Source organism: Methylibium sp. (assembly GCF_035762065.1).
Classification (GTDB): Bacteria; Pseudomonadota; Gammaproteobacteria; order Burkholderiales; family Burkholderiaceae_C; genus Methylibium.
Map to the genome: position 1 here is coordinate 18,813 of NZ_DASTPW010000046.1, position 15,039 is coordinate 33,851.

At 74.2% G+C, this 15,039-nt stretch carries 17 protein-coding genes; 13 read left to right on the forward strand and 4 right to left on the reverse strand.

The features are described from left to right. Nucleotides 1–6 precede the first annotated feature (6 nt). Entirely contained in the window at nucleotides 7–690 is a 684-nt protein-coding gene (locus VFR90_RS13480) for a pectate lyase (RefSeq protein ID WP_326406660.1), read from the forward strand. Nucleotides 691–717: 27 nt separating this feature from the next. On the opposite strand, the gene VFR90_RS13485 is transcribed toward VFR90_RS13480, so the two are convergent. Then, complete coding sequence (locus tag VFR90_RS13485) at nucleotides 718–2,820, reverse strand: WD40/YVTN/BNR-like repeat-containing protein (RefSeq protein ID WP_326406661.1); 2,103 nt, start codon at nucleotides 2,818–2,820, stop codon at nucleotides 718–720. 84 nt (nucleotides 2,821–2,904) lie between these two features. Here VFR90_RS13485 and VFR90_RS13490 point away from each other — a divergent pair, with 84 nt between their 5' ends. The 11 genes from VFR90_RS13490 to VFR90_RS13540 are packed head-to-tail and all read left to right on the forward strand — an operon-like array spanning nucleotide 2,905 to nucleotide 11,491. Then, nucleotides 2,905–3,342 (forward strand): hypothetical protein, encoded by a 438-nt coding sequence (locus VFR90_RS13490; protein WP_326406662.1) that lies wholly within the window; start codon nucleotides 2,905–2,907, stop codon nucleotides 3,340–3,342. Continuing rightward, nucleotides 3,342–3,860, forward strand: coding sequence for a type II secretion system protein (locus VFR90_RS13495; protein WP_326406663.1), 519 nt, complete (start codon nucleotides 3,342–3,344; stop codon nucleotides 3,858–3,860). Before VFR90_RS13490 ends, VFR90_RS13495 begins: the two co-directional genes overlap by 1 nt. After that, on the forward strand, nucleotides 3,857–4,282 hold the full coding sequence (gene gspG / locus VFR90_RS13500) for a type II secretion system major pseudopilin GspG (protein ID WP_326406664.1): 426 nt from the start codon (nucleotides 3,857–3,859) through the stop codon (nucleotides 4,280–4,282). Before VFR90_RS13495 ends, gspG begins: the two co-directional genes overlap by 4 nt. Nucleotides 4,283–4,294: 12 nt before the next feature. Further along, on the forward strand, nucleotides 4,295–5,383 hold the full coding sequence (locus VFR90_RS13505) for a type II secretion system F family protein (protein WP_326406665.1): 1,089 nt from the start codon (nucleotides 4,295–4,297) through the stop codon (nucleotides 5,381–5,383). Next, a complete protein-coding gene (locus VFR90_RS13510; RefSeq protein WP_326406666.1) occupies nucleotides 5,380–7,062 on the forward strand; it encodes a GspE/PulE family protein in 1,683 nt (560 codons plus the stop codon). The genes VFR90_RS13505 and VFR90_RS13510 overlap by 4 nt, the downstream gene beginning before the upstream one ends. Continuing rightward, nucleotides 7,046–7,840: a hypothetical protein gene (locus VFR90_RS13515; RefSeq protein ID WP_326406667.1), complete on the forward strand. Its 795-nt coding sequence runs from the start codon at nucleotides 7,046–7,048 to the stop codon at nucleotides 7,838–7,840. Before VFR90_RS13510 ends, VFR90_RS13515 begins: the two co-directional genes overlap by 17 nt. Further along, nucleotides 7,837–8,382, forward strand: coding sequence for a hypothetical protein (locus VFR90_RS13520; protein WP_326406668.1), 546 nt, complete (start codon nucleotides 7,837–7,839; stop codon nucleotides 8,380–8,382). The genes VFR90_RS13515 and VFR90_RS13520 overlap by 4 nt, the downstream gene beginning before the upstream one ends. Then, entirely contained in the window at nucleotides 8,379–8,903 is a 525-nt protein-coding gene (locus tag VFR90_RS13525; RefSeq protein ID WP_326406669.1) for a GspMb/PilO family protein, read from the forward strand. Before VFR90_RS13520 ends, VFR90_RS13525 begins: the two co-directional genes overlap by 4 nt. Beyond that, entirely contained in the window at nucleotides 8,900–9,412 is a 513-nt protein-coding gene (locus tag VFR90_RS13530) for a hypothetical protein (protein WP_326406670.1), read from the forward strand. The genes VFR90_RS13525 and VFR90_RS13530 overlap by 4 nt, the downstream gene beginning before the upstream one ends. After that, a complete protein-coding gene (locus VFR90_RS13535) occupies nucleotides 9,399–11,114 on the forward strand; it encodes a secretin GspD/PilQ domain-containing protein (protein WP_326406671.1) in 1,716 nt (571 codons plus the stop codon). Before VFR90_RS13530 ends, VFR90_RS13535 begins: the two co-directional genes overlap by 14 nt. Continuing rightward, entirely contained in the window at nucleotides 11,111–11,491 is a 381-nt protein-coding gene (locus tag VFR90_RS13540) for a type II secretion system protein (RefSeq protein ID WP_326406672.1), read from the forward strand. Before VFR90_RS13535 ends, VFR90_RS13540 begins: the two co-directional genes overlap by 4 nt. A 132-nt stretch (nucleotides 11,492–11,623) precedes the next feature. On the opposite strand, the gene VFR90_RS13545 is transcribed toward VFR90_RS13540, so the two are convergent. The 3 genes from VFR90_RS13545 to VFR90_RS13555 are packed head-to-tail and all read right to left on the reverse strand — an operon-like array spanning nucleotide 11,624 to nucleotide 14,317. Next, complete coding sequence (locus VFR90_RS13545) at nucleotides 11,624–13,147, reverse strand: ammonium transporter (RefSeq protein ID WP_326406673.1); 1,524 nt, start codon at nucleotides 13,145–13,147, stop codon at nucleotides 11,624–11,626. A gap of 25 nt (nucleotides 13,148–13,172) precedes the next feature. Next, nucleotides 13,173–13,511, reverse strand: coding sequence for a P-II family nitrogen regulator (locus VFR90_RS13550; protein ID WP_326406674.1), 339 nt, complete (start codon nucleotides 13,509–13,511; stop codon nucleotides 13,173–13,175). Between the two features lie 38 nt (nucleotides 13,512–13,549). Continuing rightward, a complete protein-coding gene (locus VFR90_RS13555; RefSeq protein WP_326406675.1) occupies nucleotides 13,550–14,317 on the reverse strand; it encodes a TorF family putative porin in 768 nt (255 codons plus the stop codon). Nucleotides 14,318–14,551: 234 nt separating this feature from the next. Between VFR90_RS13555 and VFR90_RS13560 the strand changes: the two genes are divergently transcribed. Then, nucleotides 14,552–15,039, forward strand: a 488-nt coding sequence (locus tag VFR90_RS13560) for a magnesium chelatase domain-containing protein (protein WP_326406676.1), incomplete at its 3' end; no start/stop codon positions are given.

A 15,039-nucleotide genomic window follows, 5' to 3' on the forward strand; every position in this document is an offset into this window, starting at 1 on the left:
CCCACCATGCATGCTGTTCCTTGCCTGAAGCCTCTGGCCGCCGCCGTGCTGGCCTGCGCCCTGCCTTGGGCGCATGCCGCCACCGGCGCGTCCTGCACGTCGACCGGCGTCGTCACCGTCTCCTCGACCATCCGCGTCACCAACACCACCTGGGACGGCGGCTGCAAGACCTACGCCGCCACCAGCGCGCTGGGTGACGGCAGCCAGGACGAAGGCCAGTCCCCGATCTTCCGCGTCCAGAACGGCACGCTGCGTCGCGTGATCCTGGGCAGCAACGGCGCCGACGGCATCCACACCTACGGCAACGTCACGCTCGACAACATCCGCTGGACGGACGTCGGCGAGGACGCGATGACCATCAAGGAAGCCGGCACGGTGACGGTGCGCAACATCACCGGCTTCAAAGCGGCCGACAAGTTCTTCCAGGTCAGCGCGACGTCCACGCTGAACGTCACGAACTGCAAGATCAACGATGCGCTGAAGGTCTTCCGCCAGTTCGGCGGCACGACCTACAAGACCAGCGTGGTGCTGAACACCTGCGACCTGTCCAACATCCGCGAAGCGGTCTTCCGCACCGACAGCACCAGCAGCACCGCGAGTTGGGTTGGGGGCACGGCGAGCGCGGTCAGGACGCTGTGCGTCGGCTACGCCGCGGGCAAGTGCACGAAGTCGAACGTGTCGGGGCTCTGACCGGCATCGCGATGACCGTCCGCATGTTCATCGCGGCACCCAGCGCACGCTGCGCGCTCCGGCGGCCAGCAACGTGCCGTCGGGCAAGCGGACGGCGGTCCTGAAATCGGCGGCGGTATGGCTGAACACTGTGGCGAAACTGCGCCCGCCGTCGGTCGAGCGCAGCACGGTGCCGCGGCGGCCGACGAGCCAAAGCGCGCCGTCGGCGTCGGCGAGCGCGACGCGCAGGTCCTGCGTGGTGCGGCTGTCGATGCGCTGCCAGCGCTCGCCGTCCTCGCTGCGCGCGATCACGCCGTCGCGGCCGGCCACCAGCAGCGCGCCGTCGGCGGTGCGCGCGAGCACGAGCAGCACGCTCGCGACCGGCGGGCCCTCGATGCTCAGCCGGCGCCACCGACGCCCGCCGTCGTCGGAACGCAGCAGCGCGCCGTCGGCGCCGGCGGCCCACCAGGTCGGGCGGTCGGCGTCGGCCCAGAGCGCGAAAAGGTTGTGCGCGTGGTCGAGCGCGACGCTGCGCCAGCTCGCGCCGGCATCCTCGCTGCGCAGCAGGCGGCGGCCGCGGCCGACCAGCAGCACGACGCCGTCGTGCGCCGACGCGAGCCCGGTGCGCAGCAGGTCGTCGGCACCCCAGTCCGGCGTCGGGGGCAGGGGCTGCCAGCTCAGGCCGGCATCCGCCGATCGGTAGACGGTGCCGTGCATTTCCGGCACGAGCAGCACGCCGCCGGGCGCGGCCACGATCGCGGGCAGGACCTCGCGCCGCTCGAACGGCGTGTGCACCACGCTGTGCCAGCTGCGGCCGGCGTCGGACGAGCGCATGACGCTGCCCGTGGGGCCGGCGGCGAGCAGCGTGCGCCCGTCGGCGAGCGCGCGCAGCGCCATGAAGTCGGTCGGGTACATGTCGACGACGAAGCGCATCGGCACCGGCTGCCAGGACGCGCCCGCATCGCCGCTGCGGGCCATCCAGCCGGCCGCGCCGGCGGCCAGCACGGTGCGCCCGTCGGGCTGCGCCGCAAGCGCCGTGACGGGCTCGGGCAGCGCCGCACGCAGCGCACGCCAGCGGCCGCCGGCGGGCGCGGCCTGCAGCGCGCCGTGGCGGCCCCAGGCGAACAGGCCTTCGGCGTCGGCGCCGACGCCGGCCAGCTCGGCCGGCTCCGCGAGCCGCTCGCGCCGCCAGCTCGCGCCGCCGTCACGCGAGCTCTGCAGCCAGCCGCCCGCGCCGACCGCGACGAGCCGGTCGCGCGCCGCGTCGTGCACCAGCCCGGTGAGCGCGCTGCCGAGCGTCGGCGCCGCGAGCCGCCAGCTGCGTCCGCCATCGTTCGAGGCGAGCGTCTGGCCGTCGTGCGTGATGGCGCTCCAGCGAGCGCGGCGCTCGTCGAAGTGCAGCGCCTCGAAGAAGCCGCGCGCGGGCGTGCGCACCGCCGACCAGCTCGCGCCGCCGTCGGCGCTGCGCAGCAGCAGGCCCTGCCCGCCGGCGACCAGCATCACGCCGGCGCCCTCGAACACCCCGGTGAACGGCGGCGCGCCGGCGTCGTGCAGCACGTGCTGCCAGCGCTGCCCGCCGTCGTCGGAACGCGCGAGGAACGCCTGCTCGCCGACCACCCACAGCCGCCCGCGCATGTCGCGATGCAGGCGGCTGAGTTGCAGCGGCAGGCCGAGCTCGTGCGCCTGCCAGCGCGCTCCGCCGTCGCTCGAGCGCAGCAGCCGGCCGTCGCCGCCGGCGGCGATCCAGCCGGCGCCATCGAGCGCGAGCACGTCGCGCAGCGGCGTGGCGGCGTCGACCGCCACGCGCTGCCAGCGCCGGCCGTCGTCAACGGAACGCAGCATGGTGCCTGCCTCGCCGACGGCGATCGCGACATCGCCCGCCGCGTCGAAGGCCACGCGATGCAGCGTTGCGACGCTGCCGGCTTCGGCGGCGGCTTCGGTGGGCCGCGGCTCGTCGCCCACCGCGCGCCGCCACAGGCTGGCGTCGCTGCCGGCGATGAGCCAAGTGCCGGTCTTTGCGCTGCGCGCGGCGGCGCCGAAATCCGGGTTCAGCAACTCGACGCGCCAGCCGTCGGCGGACGCGGCGCCGGCGTTCGCCGCGAAGCACAGCGCGAGCACGCCGAGGGCGACGAGGCGGAAGACGGCAGGCATCGGCGCGGCGGCGGAGTACAAGCGGCGCGAATTCTGGCCGGGCCGCGCAGTGGTCGGCACGCCGGCTACTCGTTCGTCGAGCTCATGTTCGTGCTCGCGCTGCTGGGCGTGCTGGCGACACTCGTGGCGCCGGTCGCGCAGGTGAGCATCCAGCGCGAGAAGGAAGCGCGGCTGCGCGAGTCGCTGCGCGAGATCCGCCGCGCGCTCGACGCCTGGCACGAAGCGGCGCTGCAGGGCACGATCGCGCTGCCGCCGGGCGCGAGCGGCTGGCCCCCGACGCTCGACGCGCTGGTCGACGGCGCAGTCGACGCGCGCGGCAGCGGTCGCGAGCGCGTGCACTTCCTGCGCCGCGTGCCGCGCGACCCGTTCAACGACGACGCGACGCTGCGCGCGGCCGACACCTGGCTGCGCCGCAGCCACGCGAGCCCGGCCGGCGCGCCGCGCGAGGGCGCCGACGTCTACGACGTGAGCTCGTCCTCGCCGGCGGTCGGCCTCAACGGCATCCCGCTGCGCGAGTGGTGATGCGCCGGCGACTGCAGGCCCCGCGCGGGCTGACCTATCTCGGCCTGCTGTTCGCGGTCGCCGCGATCGCGCTCGCCGGCACGGCCACCGTCCGCCTGGGTCACGCGCGCGAACGCCAGGCCGCCGAAGACGAGCTGCTGTTCGCCGGCGACGCCTATCGCCAGGCGCTGCGCCGCTGGCGCGAAGCGGGTGCGACGCCCGGCGGCGAAGCCGGCGCCGCGCCGCGCCGGCTCGAGGACCTGCTGCTCGACACGCGCCGGCTGCGGCCGGTGCGCCATCTGCGCCGGCTCTACGCCGACCCGATCACCGGCCGCGCCGACTGGGTGCTGATCCGCGACGCGAGCGGCGGCATCGTCGGCCTGCACAGCCGCTCGCGCGAGACGCCGCTGCGCCAGCGCGGCTTCGCGCCCGACGACTTCCACTTCGCGGGCAAGCCGCACTACAGCGACTGGGTGTTCGCATGGGGACTGATCTGCACCGACGCCGGCTGCCGGCTGCCCGGGGCCTCGCTGCCATGACGACCGATCGATGCGCGCCGCGCGGCTTCACGCTGCTCGAACTGCTGATCGTGATGGCCATCATCGGCCTGCTCGCGGCCTACGTCGGCCCGCGCTACTTCGGCCAGCTCGGCGCCTCCGAGCAGAAGGTGGCGCGCGCGCAGATCGAAGCCGTCGCGCGCGCGCTCGACACCTACCGGCTCGACATGGGCCGCCTGCCCAGCACCGCCGAAGGCCTGGGCGCGCTGAGCCGGCGGCCGGGCAGCGCAGGCGCCGCGCGCTGGAACGGCCCGTACCTCAGCAAGCCGCTGCCGCCCGATCCCTGGGGCAACGCCTACGGCTACCGCCAGCCCGGCACGCAGGGCCGCGAGATGGACCTGTACTCGCTCGGCAGCGACGGCCGCCCCGGCGGCAGCGGCGCAGCGGCCGACATCCACCACTGAGGCATCGAAGCCGTGGACGCACCGCTCGATGCCGCCCGCCCCGCCGCGGCCTGGATGCCGCGGCGCGCGGGCGGCGCGCCGTTCGCGCTGCCGCTGTTCGCGCAGGAGCTGCTGGCGCTGCTCGAAGCCGGGCTCGCGCTCAACGAGGCGCTCTCGGCGCTGCACGAACGCGAGGCGCCCGGCCCCCGCCGCGCGGTGATCGGCGCGCTGCTCGCCTCGCTGCGCGAGGGGCTGCGCTTCTCGGACGCGGCACAGCGCCAGCCGCAGGCTTTCCCGGCGCTGGTCGTCGGCCTGTTGCGCGCGGCCGAGCACACCAGCGACCTGCCGCGCGCGCTGGCGCGCTACATCGAGTGGCGCGAGCGGGTCGACCAGTTGCGCGCACGCATCGTCAGCGCGGCGATCTATCCGGCGATCCTGGCAACGGTCGGCGCGGCCGTGACGCTGTTCCTGATGCTCAAGGTCGTGCCCTCGTTCGCCGAGGTCTACCGCGACGGCGGACGCTCGATGCCCTGGGCCTCGGCGCTGCTGCTCGACGCCGGGCAGTGGCTGGCCGCGCACGCGACGGCCGTGCTCGCCGCGCTCTGCGCGCTCACGGTCTGGGGCCTGCCCCGCGCACGCGCCTTCCTGCGCCGCGAAGGCGCGGCCGCGCTGCTCGCGCGCGTGCCGGGGCTCGCGCCGCACGTGCTCGCGATCGAGCGTTCGCGGCTGTACCTGACGCTGGGCATGCTGCTCGAAGGCGGGATCGCGGTGCTGCCGGCGCTGGAGCTGATCGAGCGCAGCAGCGCCCCGGCGCTGGCGCGCCGGCTCGCGCAGGTGCGCCGCCGGCTCGGCGAGGGTCAGCCGCTGTCGCATGCGCTGCAGCGCGAGCAGCTCGCGACGCCGGTGGCGCTGCGCCTGCTGCACGTCGGCGAACGCAGCGGCTCGCTCGGCCCGATGCTCACCCACGCCGCGCGCTTCCACGACGGCGAGAACGCGCGCTTCGTCGAGCGCTTCGCAAAGGCCTTCGAGCCGGCGCTGATGGCGCTGGTCGGGCTGGTGATCGCGGCGATCGTGCTGCTGCTCTACCTGCCGATCTTCGATCTCGCGGGGTCGCTGGAATGAGCGTGTCGCCCGCGTCCTGGAGCAACGCCGAGTGGCAGGCTGCGCGCCGCGCCGCACAGCTCGCGGGCGAGCCGCTGCTGCTGCATCTCGCGCGCGCGGGCGGGCTCGACGACGCCGACGCGCGCACGCTGCTCGCGCGCCGCGGCGGCGCCGAGGTGCTCGACGAGGCGGCCGAACTGCCGGCGTTCGCCGCCGCCTTCGACCGCTGGCCGCCGGCCGAGGCCCGGCGCAGCGGCGCGGCCCTCGCGCGCGCGGCGCAGGGTTATGTCGCGCTGCTGGCCGATCCGCTCGACGCCGCGCTGTGCGATCGCCTCGGCGCCGCCGCGCGCGCCCCGCTGGCGCTGCGGCTCGCACCGCCCGCCTCGATCGCATCGTGGATCGACGCGCAGGAAGCCGCGCTCCGAGCGACCGAGAGCGTCGTCCGCGGCGGCGCAGGCGATGCGGGCGACGCGGCGCCGCGGCGCGGCGTCGAGCGGATCAGCCTCGCGTCGCTCGACGCCAGCGACAGCCCTGCGGTGCGCCTCGTCAACTCAACGCTCTACGACGCGCTGCGCCTGGGCGCGAGCGACATCCACTTCGAATGCACCGAGCGCGGACTGGTCTCGCGCTTTCGCATCGACGGACTGCTCGAGCCGGTCGCCGAGGTGCTCGGCGCAGCGCTCGCCGAGCAGGCGATCTCGCGCATCAAGGTGCTGGCCGAGCTGGACATCGCCGAGCGCCGGGTGCCGCAGGACGGCAGCTTCCGCATCGAGTCCGGCGGGCGCGAGATCGACCTGCGCGTGTCGGTCATGCCCGGCGTGCACGGCGAGGATGCGGTGATCCGCGTGCTCGACCGCCGCGCGGTCTGGAGCGGCCACGACGCGCCCGGCCTGGAGGTCCTGGGCTTCGGCGGCGCGACGCTGGCCGCGCTGCGCCGGCTCGCGCGCCTGCCCTACGGGATGCTGCTGGTCACCGGGCCGACCGGCTCGGGCAAGACGACCACGCTGTACGGCGCGCTCGCCGAGGGCCGCGACGGGCGCGAGAAGGTCGTGACGATCGAGGACCCGGTCGAGTACCAGCTCGACGGCGTGCTGCAGATCCCCGTCAATGCGCGCAAGGGCCTGACGTTCGCCAAGGGGTTGCGCTCGATCCTGCGCCACGACCCGGACAAGATCATGGTCGGCGAGATCCGCGACCGCGAGACGGCCGAGATCGCGATCCAGTCCGCGCTGACCGGCCACCTGGTGCTGACCACGCTGCACGCGAATTCGGTGTTCGACGTCTTCGGCCGCTTCCAGCACCTGGGCGTCGACGTGCCGTCCTTCGTGTCGGCGCTCAACGGCGTCAGCGCGCAGCGGCTGGTGCGCGTGCTGTGCCGCGCTTGCGCGGTCGACGACGCCGCACCGCCGCCGGGGGCGCTGTCGGGCCTCGAGGCGCAGGCGCTGGAGGGCGCGCGCTGGCGCCGCGCGGTCGGTTGTCCGGCCTGCCGCGGCAGCGGCTGGCGCGGCCGGCGCGCGGTCGCCGAGGTGCTGCCGATGACGCCCGAGCTCGCCGAGCTGGTGAGCGAGCGCCGGCCGATGCGCCAGTGGATCGACGCGGCGCGCGCCGCCGGCGTCGTTTCGCTGCGCGACGACGCGCTGCGGCTGGTGCGCGAAGGCCAGACGACGCTGGCGGAGGTCGCGCGTGTCACGCTGGCTTGAACGGTGGCGCAGCCTGGCCGGCGGCCCGCGGCTCGCGCTGGCGGTCGAAGCCGATGCGCTCGCGTGGACCGCGCCGGACGACGCCGGGCCCGCGCTCGGCTGGCCGCCGGGAACGACTCCGGACTGGGAGGCGCTGTGCGCGCGACTCGTGGCACCCGCGGGCGCGCGGCGCGGCGCGGCGCTGGCCGTGTCGGTGGCCGATCACTGGTGCCGCTGGTGGTGCGTCGAGCCGTCGACCGGCGCGGCGCGCCTCGCCGACTTGCAGGCTGCGGCGGCGGCACGGTTCGAAGCGCGTTTCGGCGGCAGCGCCGGCGACTGGGCGATCGATGCCGACTGGCGCGCCGGCGCGGGCTTCGTCGCCGCCGGGCTGCCGCGCGCGCTGCTGCTGGCACTGCGCCAGCTGGCGGCCGAGCGCGGCTGGCGCCTGACGCGGGTGGCGCCGGCGAGCGTCGCCGCCTACGCCCTGCACCGGCATGCGGCCGGCACCGCCTGGCGGTGCGCGGCCGCGCCGACGCACGCGATCGCCTGGTATGCGCCGGCCGGCCGGCCCGCCGCGCTGATGCAGGCCTGGTACGACGCCCCACCCGGCGAGGCCGAACTCGCGGCGCAGTTGCGTCGCCTCGCGTTGGTCGAAGGGATCGAGGCGCCGCGCACGGCGGCCGTTGCCGACGTGTCGCTGCGCGCGCCGCTCGCCTGGCCGCCGGCCCTGCGCGACGCGGCGCGGCACGGCCGGCCGTGGCCGCTGCCCGCGCCGGTCGCCGCCATGGAGCCGGCGTGATCGACGCGCGCATCGACTTCACCCGCGCGCCGCTCGACGGCGCGCCGCCACCGCCGCAGCCGCTGCGCGGCCTGTCACGCACGCTGGGATGGCTCGGCCTGGCGCTGCTGGTCTCGGCCCCGCTGGTGGCCGATCGCGCGAGCGGCGATGCCGACGCGGCGGACGCCGATGCGCCGCCCGTCGAGCGCGACACGGCGACGATGCCCGAGGCCGCCGAGCCCGCGACGGTCGACCTCGGCGGGCTGTGGCGCGCGCTCGCGGCCGCGATGCCCGCCGGCGCCTGGATCGAGCGAATCGAGCTGCAGGCCGATCCGCCGCGGCTGGCGCTGCACGCGCGGGCGAGCGATGCCACGGCAGCGGCGGCCCTGTCGACCGCACTGGCCGGGCAGCCGCTGCTCGCAGGCCTGCGGCTGGTGCAGCACGACTCTTCGGTGCCGACCGAGGCGGAGGCTGCGGCGTCGCCCGGCGCCTTGCGCGCCGGCCCGGCGCTGGTGTTCGAAGGTCGGCTCGCGCGACCGGCCACCGACGAGGACGGGCGATGAGCTTCGGCATCGACCGCCTCGCGCTCGAACGCCTGTGGCAGCGCCACGGCGCGGCTCCCTGGATCGCGGGCGGATGCTTCGCGCTGGGCGTCGGCGCCTGGCTGCTGTGGCTGCCGGCGCGCATCGACGCGGCACGCCAGCGCGCGGAGGCTGCGGTCGCCGTGCCCCTCGCGACGGCGCTCCCGCGGCGCGCGGACACGCAGCCGCGGCTTGCTGCGGTGCCGGCCGGCGCCTGGATCGCCGCACTGCCGGCGCTTGCGGCGACGCACGGCGTGCAGCTCGGGCGCGTCGCGGTGCAATGGATCGACGCCACGCCGGCCCGCGTCGAGATCGAGGCACCGCTGCGCGCGCCCTACCCGGGCTTGCGAGCCTTCCTGCAGGCGCTGCCGGCCGACGCGCCGGGCCTGCGCGTGCAGCGGCTGTCGGTGCGGCGCGAAGGCGACTCGGCGACGCGACTGCTGGACGTGCGCGTCGCGCTCGTGCTGCCGCTCGACGCGCGCGCATCGGATGCCGAGCCATGAAGCGCTGGCCGCCGCGATGGGTCGTCTTGCTGGCGCTGCTGGCGGTGGTCGGCGCCGGCGTGCTGTGGGACGGTCGGCGCCCGCCGGACGCCGATGCCTTCGCCGACGTGGCCGACGCCGTCGCTGCAACCCGCGCTGCCGTGGCCGCGACTTCGGCGCCCGCGGCGATCGAGATCGCGCCAACCCCGGCGTCGGCACGCGACCCGTTCTACGACGACCCACCCCCGGCAGACGACGCCGGCTCGAACGCGGCCGACGAACGCTGGCCGCGCGTCGTGGGACTCGCCTGGCGCGAGGGCCGGCGCTGGCTGGTCGTCGAGCTGCCCGACGCGCCGGCACGGCTGGTGCGACCCGGCGTGCGCTTCGGCGCCTGGCGCATCGACGGGCACCGCTCGGCCGAGCCGACGCTGATCCACCTGCCCACGGGCGCGAGCCGTCCCTTGAACCTGCACGCATTGAACGAGGCGCCGCCGGTCGGCGGCGTGATCCCCGGCGATGAGACCTTCTGATGCCCTGTGGGCCGCCGCGGTCGCGGCGACCCTGCTGCTGACCGGTTGCGCCGCGACGCCGGGTGGTCCTGTGGACAGCATGGATCGCGCGCGCCGGCTGATCGAGGCACGCGACTACGCGCAGGCGCTGCAGGCCGCCGCTGCTCCGGGCGTCGGCGTCGCGCAGCGCGCGCTGCTGACCGAACGCATCCGGGTCGACTGCGGCCTGCGCGGCCCCGACCTGGCCGAGCCGGAGTTGTGCGATCGCCTGCGCCCCACCACGGCCGCCGCCTCGGCGCCCGCCCCGGCCACCGTCGGCGCGCAGCCGCAGGACGACGCGCCGGCCGACCGGCTCGCGCTCGCGCGCCGATTGAGCATGGACCTGCGTCACGCGAGCGTGCGCACCGTCTTCGGCATGATCGCCAACGCCTCGGGCCTGGACATCGTCTTCGACCGCGACGTGCCGGCCGACGAGCGCCTCACGCTCAAGCTCAGCAACGCGACCGCCGCGAGCGCGCTCGACAAGGCGACGCTCGCGACCGGCCTGGCCTGGCGGTTGGCCGACGGCGGCGGCGTGATCGTCTACCCGGATGAGCCGCTCAAGCAATCCGACTACCAGCGTCTGCAGGTGCGCAGCTTCGTGCTCGAGCACGCCGACGCGCGCTTCGTCGCGGCGAGCCTCAAGACGGTGCTGAAGGCGCGCGACATCGTCGTCGACGAGAAGCTCAACATGATCGTGCTGCGCGACACGCCGCAGGCGCTGCGGCAGACCGAGCACCTCGTGCGCCTGCACGACACGCCCGAGCCCGAAGTGCTGCTGGACGTGCAGGTGCTGGAGGTCAAGCGCAGCCTGCTGCAGCAGCTCGGCGTGCAGTGGCCGGGGCAGCTCTCGCTGCTGCCCTTGCCCCTGGAGCGCCAGACGCCCGGCGCTGCCTTCGATCCGACCAAGCCGCTGACGCTGCGCGACCTGCTGTCGGCCACGCCGGGGCGCACCGGCGCCGGCCTCGCCGCACTCGCGCTCGATGCGCAGCGCATCGGCGACGACGTGAACCTGCTCGCGAGCCCGCGCATCCGTGCGCGCAACCGCGAACGCTCGCGCATCCTGATCGGCGAGCGCGTGCCGACCGTCACCACCACGACGACCGCGACCGGCCTCGTCGCCGAGTCGGTCACCTACCTCGACGTGGGCCTGAAGCTCGAAGTGCAGCCGCAGGTCTACGCGGGCAGCGAGGTGCTGGTGCGCATCGACCTCGAGGTCAGCAACATCCTCGCGTCGACGCAGTCGCGCAGCGGCTCGATGGCCTACCGCATCGGCACGCGCAACGCCAACACCGCGCTGCGGCTCAGGAGCGGCGAGAACCAGCTGCTCGCCGGGCTGATCCAGGACACCGACCAGCGCGGCAACGTCGACGTGCCCGGCCTGCACGCGCTGCCGCTCGTCGGCCGCCTGTTCGGCACGCGCCACGACGAGACGAGCAAGACGGAGATCGTGCTGTCGATCACGCCGCATCTGATCCGGCCGATGGCGCCGGCCGCGCAAAGCGAGCGCAGCTTCGACGCCGGCACCGCGAGCGCGCTGCGCGGCCGCCCGGCCGCCGAGCCGGCGATGCCGGAGCCGCCGGCCGCCGCCGCGCCGGCCGGCCCGAGCCCGCCGACCGGCCCGGGTGCGTCGGGCTGGCTCGCGCAACCCGCCGTCGGCGCCGCGCCGGGGGCGCCGCGATGAGGCGGCCCCGCTGCGCCGGCTTCACGCTGATCGAGATGCTCGTCGTGATGGCGCTGCTCGCGCTGCTCCTCACGCTCGCGCTGCCGCACTACTTCGCCGGCCACGAGCGCGGCAAGGAAGCGGTGCTCGTGGAGAACCTGCGCGTCAGCCGCGAGGCGATCGACCGCTTCTTCGCCGACCAGGGCCGCTATCCCGACAGCCTCGGCGAACTGGTGCAGCGCCGCTACCTGCGCACGCTGCCCTTCGACCCAGTGGCCGGCCGCAGCGACGCCTGGCTGCTGCTGCCGCCCGCGCCGCCCGAGCGCGGCCAGGTCGCCGACCTGCGCAGCGGCGCGGCCGGCGCAGGCCGCGACGGCCGCCCCTTCGGCAGCCTGTGACTCCATGCGGCGCGCTCGGGCCGCTGCTTCGTCTGCGGCGCTGAGGGCCGCACCAGCGAAAAGGCCGCCTCGCGGCGGCCCCGAGCCCGTCGCGAGCCGCGCCGCACCCGGGCGGCCGGCTCGCCGGCACGATCAGTTGTGGTACGCGGTCTCGCCGTGCGAAGTGATGTCCAGACCCTCGCGCTCGGCGTCCTCCGAGACACGCAGGCCCACCACCAGATCGGCGATCTTGTAGGCAATCGCCGCGACGACGCCCGACCACACCACCGTGATCAGCACCGCCTTGGCCTGCACCCAGACCTGGGCGGCGATCGAGTAGTCGGCCGGCGTGACCATCGTGGCCGTGACCCAGTCGGCCACGTAGCCGGGGCCGCCGAGCGACGGCGAGTTGAAGACGCCCGTCAGCAGCGCGCCGACGATGCCGCCGACGCCGTGGATGCCGAAGACGTCGAGCGAGTCGTCCGCGCCCAGCAGCTTCTTCAGGCCGTTGACGCCCCACAGGCACAGGAAGCCAGCGACCAGGCCGATGATCAGGCCGCCGCCGATGCCGACGTTGCCCGCGGCCGGCGTGATCGCCACGAGGCCGGCGACCGCGCCCGAGGCGGCACCGAGCATCGACGCCTTGCCCTTGATCAGGGCCTCGCCGATGCACCAGGCGATCACGGCCGCGGCGGTGGCCGCCAGCGTGTTGATGAAGGCCAGGGCGGCGAAGCCGTTCGCCTCGAGCGCCGAGCCGGCGTTGAAGCCGAACCAGCCCACCCAGAGCAGCGCGGCGCCGACCATCGTCAGCGTCAGCGAATGCGGCGTGAAGGCCTCCTTGCCGTAGCCGATGCGCTTGCCGAGCATGTAGGCGCCGACCAGGCCCGCGACCGCGGCGTTGATGTGCACCACGGTGCCGCCGGCGAAGTCGAGCGCGCCCATCTGCCAGATGTAGCCGGCCTTGCCCAGCATCTGGTCGGCGACTTCCTTGCTCGCGTAGGCGTCCGGGCCCATCCAGAACCAGACCATGTGCGCGATCGGCGCATAGGCGAAGGTGAACCAGATGGCCATGAACAGCAGCACAGCGCCGAACTTGATGCGCTCGGCGAAGGCGCCGACGATCAGGCAGCAGGTGATGCCGGCGAAGGTCGCCTGGAAGGCGGCGAAGACGATCTCCGGGATGTAGACGCCCTTGCTGAAGGTGGCCGCGTTCGCGAAGGTGCCGGCGGCGTTGTCCCACACGCCCTTCATCAGCAGCCGGTCGAAGCCGCCGAAGAAGGCGTTGCCTTCGGTGAAGGCGAGGCTGTAGCCGTAGACCATCCACAGCACGACGACCATCGAGAACGTGACCATCACCTGCATCAGCACCGACAGCATGTTCTTGCTGCGCACCAGGCCGCCGTAGAACAGGGCGAGGCCCGGGACGGTCATCATGATGACGAGCAGCGTGGCCACCATCATCCAGGCGGTGTCGCCCTTGTTGGGCACCGGCACCGGCGCGGCGGCGGCTTCGGCCGCAGGGGCCGAGGCGGCTTCGGCGGCCGGTGCGGCCACTGCAGCCGCGGAGGCCGCGGCCTCGGGTGCGGCGGCGGTCTGGGCCAGCGCCACGTCGGCCGCACCGAGCATCGCGAGGCCGAGGGCCAGCGACACGGCGAGGGAGGCAAGGAGTTTTCTCATGGTCGTCTCTTCAGTGGTGTGAGGCTCAGAGCGCGTCCTTGCCGGTCTCGCCGGTGCGGATGCGGATCACCTGCTCGAGGTTGGTGACGAAGACCTTGCCGTCGCCGATCTTGCCGGTGCGCGCCGAGGCTTCGATCGCCTCGATCACGCGCTCGACGATCGCGTCGTCGATCGCCGCTTCGATCTTCACTTTCGGCAGGAAGTCGACGACGTACTCGGCACCGCGGTACAGCTCGGTGTGGCCCTTCTGGCGGCCGAAGCCCTTCACTTCGGTCACCGTGATGCCCTGCACGCCGATGGCGCTCAGGGCTTCACGCACTTCGTCGAGCTTGAAGGGCTTGACGATGGCGGTCACCATCTTCATGAGGTCTCTCCTTGGGTGGACGCTGAAAGATCCGACGTTCAGAACGTCTTGGACAGCGACAGCACGAGGGTGCCGTTGCTGATGTTGCGGCCCGACAGCGCCGCGGTGCCGCCGGTCAGGTCGCGGTTGGTCGAGACGTAGGCCGCGCCGGCGACGAAGCCCGAGCCGAGGATGTCGTAGGTGGCGCCGAGCTTCCAGTCGATGATCGTGTCTTCGAGCGAGGCGCTGCCGATCTCGACCACGCGCGCTCCGCCCTTGAGCTTCTGGTAGCCGACGTGCGCGTTGACGCCGAGGCCGCCGCCGAGGTCGTAGGCGAAGCCGGCATCGAGGTACTGCGAATTCTTCGAATCGACGGCGCCGAAGAAGTCGCTGACCGCGTGGAAGTACTTCAACGAGACCGGCCCGTAGCTGCCGCCGACGTAGAGCTCGGTGTTGTCGATCTTGAAGCTGCCGCCGGCGCCGCTGCCGGGGTAGTAGTAGTGCAGCGCGCCGAAGTCGAGCGTCAGGTCGCCCAGCGGCAGCTTGTAGCCGCCGTAGAAGTCCATCTCCAGGTTCGCGCCGTTGAAGAAGGCGCTGTCGATGTTGGAGTTCCAGTTGCCGGCGTAGAAGCCCGAGACGTGCGAGACGTCGAAGCCGCCCTGGAACGCCGGCTTCTTGTTCGTCTGCGAGATGCCGCGGAAGCGGTAGTCGCTGAACAGACCGGCGTTGCCGGTGAAGGCCCAGTCGGGCTTCGGCGCGTCCGCCGCGTAGGCCTGCAACGAGCCCAGGCCAAGCACGGCCGCAAGGGCCAGCGTCGTCTTCTTCATGCACTCTCCATGCTGATGAAAGGTCCCGAAAACCCGGGCGGTTCAGCAGGTTCCGTGCCACTGCGCCATAACAGGGAGCACCGATCGCTCGCGGGGCTGTCGGTATCGCGGGCGCCCCGATCTGGTGAGCTCTGCAACATTCGGCACCGCCGGTGTGCGGGCGCGGTGCGCTCTTCGGCGGGCCTGCCGACGGTGGAATCGCCGGCGAGGGTCACGTGACAGCATCGCCGCCCCATGTCGCTCGCCCTCGTCCACAGCCGTGCCCTCGACGGCTTCGCCGCACCCGAGGTCACTGTCGAGGTGCATCTGGCGAACGGGCTGCCGAGCTTCACGCTGGTCGGCCTGGCCGACACCGAAGTGAAGGAGGCGCGCGAGCGGGTGCGCGCCGCGCTGCTCAACAGCGGCCTCGAGTTCCCGCACAACAAGCGCATCACCGTCAACCTCGCGCCGGCCGACCTGCCGAAGGAATCCGGCCGCTTCGACCTGCCGATCGCGCTCGGCATCCTCGCGGCGGGCGGACAGCTCGATACCGCCCGGCTCGGCGACTTCGAGTTCGCCGGCGAGCTCTCGCTGGCCGGGGAACTGAGGCCGGTGCGTGGGGCACTGGCGATGGGGCTCGCGCTGCGCCGGCACGGTTCGCATCGCGCCCTGGTTCTTCCGCAGCGCAGTGCGCAGGAGGCCGCGCTCGTCGACGGCGCGGTCGTGCACGCGGCGAACGATCT

Bases quoted from the DNA above. Each gene is read 5' to 3' on its own strand.
- VFR90_RS13510 (WP_326406666.1), top strand. From the start codon at position 5,380: ATGAGCGTGTCGCCCGCGTCCTGGAGCAACGCCGAGTGGCAGGCTGCG.
- VFR90_RS13535 (WP_326406671.1), top strand. From the start codon at position 9,399: ATGAGACCTTCTGATGCCCTGTGGGCCGCCGCGGTCGCGGCGACCCTG.
- VFR90_RS13555 (WP_326406675.1), bottom strand. From the start codon at position 14,317: ATGAAGAAGACGACGCTGGCCCTTGCGGCCGTGCTTGGCCTGGGCTCG.
- VFR90_RS13530 (WP_326406670.1), top strand. From the start codon at position 8,900: ATGAAGCGCTGGCCGCCGCGATGGGTCGTCTTGCTGGCGCTGCTGGCG.
- gspG (WP_326406664.1), top strand. From the start codon at position 3,857: ATGACGACCGATCGATGCGCGCCGCGCGGCTTCACGCTGCTCGAACTG.
- VFR90_RS13525 (WP_326406669.1), top strand. From the start codon at position 8,379: ATGAGCTTCGGCATCGACCGCCTCGCGCTCGAACGCCTGTGGCAGCGC.
- VFR90_RS13550 (WP_326406674.1), bottom strand. From the start codon at position 13,511: ATGAAGATGGTGACCGCCATCGTCAAGCCCTTCAAGCTCGACGAAGTG.
- VFR90_RS13490 (WP_326406662.1), top strand. From the start codon at position 2,905: ATGTTCGTGCTCGCGCTGCTGGGCGTGCTGGCGACACTCGTGGCGCCG.
- VFR90_RS13545 (WP_326406673.1), bottom strand. From the start codon at position 13,147: ATGAGAAAACTCCTTGCCTCCCTCGCCGTGTCGCTGGCCCTCGGCCTC.
- VFR90_RS13485 (WP_326406661.1), bottom strand. From the start codon at position 2,820: ATGCCTGCCGTCTTCCGCCTCGTCGCCCTCGGCGTGCTCGCGCTGTGC.
- VFR90_RS13495 (WP_326406663.1), top strand. From the start codon at position 3,342: ATGCGCCGGCGACTGCAGGCCCCGCGCGGGCTGACCTATCTCGGCCTG.
- VFR90_RS13540 (WP_326406672.1), top strand. From the start codon at position 11,111: ATGAGGCGGCCCCGCTGCGCCGGCTTCACGCTGATCGAGATGCTCGTC.
- VFR90_RS13480 (WP_326406660.1), top strand. From the start codon at position 7: ATGCATGCTGTTCCTTGCCTGAAGCCTCTGGCCGCCGCCGTGCTGGCC.